The 4,182-nt window shown below is 57.2% G+C and carries 2 rRNA genes; both read right to left on the bottom strand.

The features are described 5' to 3' along the window. Positions 1–2,993, bottom strand: a 23S ribosomal RNA gene (locus tag LUU90_RS26355); the annotation flags it as partial. A gap of 552 nt (positions 2,994–3,545) precedes the next feature. Then, positions 3,546–4,182, bottom strand: a 16S ribosomal RNA gene (locus LUU90_RS26350); the annotation flags it as partial.

Below are 4,182 nucleotides of genomic sequence, written 5' to 3'. Positions count from 1 at the left end.
TCATCTCGAAGCAGGCTTCCCGCTTAGATGCTTTCAGCGGTTATCCCTTCCGAACGTAGCCAACCAGCCGTGCTCCTGGCGGAACAACTGGCACACCAGAGGTTCGTCCGTCCCGGTCCTCTCGTACTAGGGACAGCCCTTCTCAAGTTTCCTGCGCGCGCAGCGGATAGGGACCGAACTGTCTCACGACGTTCTAAACCCAGCTCGCGTACCGCTTTAATGGGCGAACAGCCCAACCCTTGGGACCTACTCCAGCCCCAGGATGCGACGAGCCGACATCGAGGTGCCAAACCATGCCGTCGATATGGACTCTTGGGCAAGATCAGCCTGTTATCCCCGGGGTACCTTTTATCCGTTGAGCGACGGCGCTTCCACAAGCCACCGCCGGATCACTAGTTCCGACTTTCGTCCCTGCTCGACCTGTCGGTCTCACAGTCAAGCTCCCTTGTGCACTTGCACTCGATACCTGATTGCCAACCAGGCTGAGGGAACCTTTGAGCGCCTCCGTTACATTTTAGGAGGCAACCGCCCCAGTTAAACTACCCACCAGGCACTGTCCCTGATCCGGATCACGGACCGAGGTTAGACATCCGAAGCGATCAGAGTGGTATTTCAACAATGACTCCACCCGAGCTGGCGCCCTGGCTTCACAGTCTCCCACCTATCCTACACAAACCGCACCGAACACCAATACCAAGCTATAGTAAAGGTCCCGGGGTCTTTCCGTCCTGCTGCGCGTAACGAGCATCTTTACTCGTAGTGCAATTTCGCCGAGTTCGCGGTTGAGACAGCGGAGAAGTCGTTACGCCATTCGTGCAGGTCGGAACTTACCCGACAAGGAATTTCGCTACCTTAGGATGGTTATAGTTACCACCGCCGTTTACTGGGGCTTAAATTCTGGGCTTCGCCAAAGGCTGACCCGTCCTCTTAACCTTCCAGCACCGGGCAGGCGTCAGTCCGTATACATCGTCTTGCGACTTCGCACGGACCTGTGTTTTTAGTAAACAGTCGCTTCTCCCTGGTCTCTGCGGCCCTCCCCGCGTCCCCCAGCAAGTGGGTTAACGGTTCAGGCCCCCCTTCTCCCGAAGTTACGGGGGCATTTTGCCGAGTTCCTTAACCACGATTCTCTCGATCGCCTTAGTATTCTCTACCTGACCACCTGAGTCGGTTTAGGGTACGGGCGGCTAGTCCCTCGCGTCGAGGCTTTTCTAGGCAGCATAGGATCACCAGATTCCCGCATACGCGGTCTCTATCAGCTCTCACCCTTCATGCCCCACGGATTTGCCTATGGGACGGGCTACGACCTTGGACATGGACAACCATCGCCACGCCTGGCTACCTTCCTGCGTCACCCCTGTTAACACGCTTACCTACTACCGGATCAGGTCCCACGCCTCGCCTACGATGTCACCCGAAGGTGACGGTGCAGGTCCGGGGTGGTTAGTATCACCGGGCTCGGTATGGGCGGTACTTCGCCGGTAGGAGAATATCAACTCCTTGTCCATCGACTACGCCTGTCGGCCTCGCCTTAGGTCCCGACTTACCCAGGGCGGATGAACCTGGCCCTGGAACCCTTGGTCATTCGGCGGACGGGATTCACACCCGTCATTCGCTACTCATGCCTGCATTCTCACTCGTGTAGGCTCCACCGCTGGATCACTCCGCGACTTCACTGCCCACACGACGCTCCCCTACCCACCCACACACCTGAACACACAGAACAAGTCTGGTGCTGGGCTAACGTGTGAGTGCCACGGCTTCGGCGGTGTGCTTGAGCCCCGCTACATTGTCGGCGCGGAATCACTTGACCAGTGAGCTATTACGCACTCTTTCAAGGGTGGCTGCTTCTAAGCCAACCTCCTGGTTGTCTGTGCAACTCCACATCCTTTCCCACTGAGCACACGCTTAGGGGCCTTAGCCGGTGATCTGGGCTGTTTCCCTCTCGACCACGGAGCTTATCCCCCGCAGTCTCACTGCCGCGCTTGCACTTACCGGCATTCGGAGTTTGGCTGACGTCAGTAACCTGGTGAGGCCCATTAGCCATCCAGTAGCTCTACCTCCGGTAAGAAACACGCGACGCTGCACCTAAATGCATTTCGGGGAGAACCAGCTATCACGAAGTTTGATTGGCCTTTCACCCCTAACCACAGGTCATCCCCCAGGTTTTCAACCCTGGTGGGTTCGGTCCTCCACGCCGTCTTACCGGCGCTTCAACCTGCCCATGGCTAGATCACTTCGCTTCGGGTCTAGACCCGGCGACTCAATCGCCCTATTCGGACTCGCTTTCGCTACGGATACCCCACACGGGTTAACCTCGCCACCGAGCACTAACTCGCAGGCTCATTCTTCAAAAGGCACGCCGTCACCCCTACTAGGGAGGCTCCGACGGATTGTAGGCACACGGTTTCAGGTACTATTTCACTCCCCTCCCGGGGTACTTTTCACCTTTCCCTCACGGTACTTGTCCGCTATCGGTCACTAGGTAGTATTTAGGCTTAGCAAGTGGTCTTGCCAGATTCACACGAGATTTCACGGGCCCCGTGCTACTTGGGATCCCCTCAACCAGGCCGCACCATTTCGTCTACGGGACTCCCACCCACTACGGTCCGGTATTCAACCCGGTTCGACTATGACACGGCTTTCTTACTGGCTGAAGAACTGTCAGATTCTTCCAGAAGGTCCCACAACCCCGCACACGCAACGCCTGACAGCTTGACACGCATACGGTTTGGCCTCATCCGCTTTCGCTCGCCACTACTCACGGAATATCTCTTCCTGTCGGTACTGAGATGTTTCACTTCCCGACGTTCCCTCCACACGCCCTATACATTCAGGCGCGGGTAACCGAACATGACTTCGGCTGGGTTCCCCCATTCGGAGACCCTCGGATCACAGCTCGTCTGCCAACTCCCCGAGGATTATCGCAGGCTACAACGTCCTTCTTCGGCTCCTAGTGCCAAGGCATCCACCAATGTGCCCTAAAAAACTTCAGGCAACACTACAATCACAGAAACCAAGATGACCACAAAACAACAACCACAAGCCAAAGACCCATGGTCATACGTCTCACGATCGCAATCTTGGAAAATTTCAAAGATGCTCGCGTCCACTATGCAGTTCTCAAGCAACGGACGAACCCACCAGGCAACCTCGTGACACCACTACCAACCCCTGCCCCGAAGGACAGCCTTGGCGGGTATGACACGAACCTCGTGACCCGTACTCGAACCAGAAACACTCGACACACCCCACCCCACGAAGGAGCAGAGCCGGCCGGTTGCCTCAGGACCCAACAGTGTGCTTGGCGAACCCCCACCACCCGGACGACCACGTTCCAACCCGTGACACCCTCCCGAAGAAGGACGCCCCTGGCGTACTAGCAGCCACCCCGAACAGGGAGACTCTTCGTCAATGTTCCACCCATGAGCAACCACCCCAGGCACGTACGGCCCGGGCATGGCCTCTGCCACCAGCACCAACCCTCGCTCCGAAGAGCCAGTCGGCGACCCCTACTATGTGGGGCCTGATGGAGATGAGCTCCTTAGAAAGGAGGTGATCCAGCCGCACCTTCCGGTACGGCTACCTTGTTACGACTTAGTCCCAATCGCCAGTCCCACCTTCGACCACTCCCTCCCACAAGGGGTTGGGCCGTGAGCTTCGGGTGTTACCAACTTTCGTGACTTGACGGGCGGTGTGTACAAGGCCCGGGAACGTATTCACCGCAGCGTTGCTGATCTGCGATTACTAGCGACTCCGACTTCACGGGGTCGAGTTGCAGACCCCGATCCGAACTGAGACCGGCTTTTTGGGATTCGCTCCACCTCACGGTATCGCAGCCCTCTGTACCGGCCATTGTAGCATGCGTGAAGCCCAAGACATAAGGGGCATGATGATTTGACGTCATCCCCACCTTCCTCCGAGTTGACCCCGGCAGTCTCCCATGAGTCCCCGGCATAACCCGCTGGCAACATAGGATAAGGGTTGCGCTCGTTGCGGGACTTAACCCAACATCTCACGACACGAGCTGACGACAACCATGCACCACCTGTGTACGAGTGTCCAAAGAGAACCCCATCTCTGGGGCTTTCTCGTACATGTCAAGCCTTGGTAAGGTTCTTCGCGTTGCATCGAATTAATCCGCATGCTCCGCCGCTTGTGCGGGCCCCCGTCAATTCCTTTGAG

Origin of the sequence: Promicromonospora iranensis (genome assembly GCF_028994775.1) — a bacterium.
GTDB lineage: Bacteria > Actinomycetota > Actinomycetes > Actinomycetales > Cellulomonadaceae > Promicromonospora > Promicromonospora iranensis_A.
The sequence above is the reverse complement of the archived record's forward strand: the minus strand, read 5'-3'. Positions and strand labels throughout refer to the sequence as shown.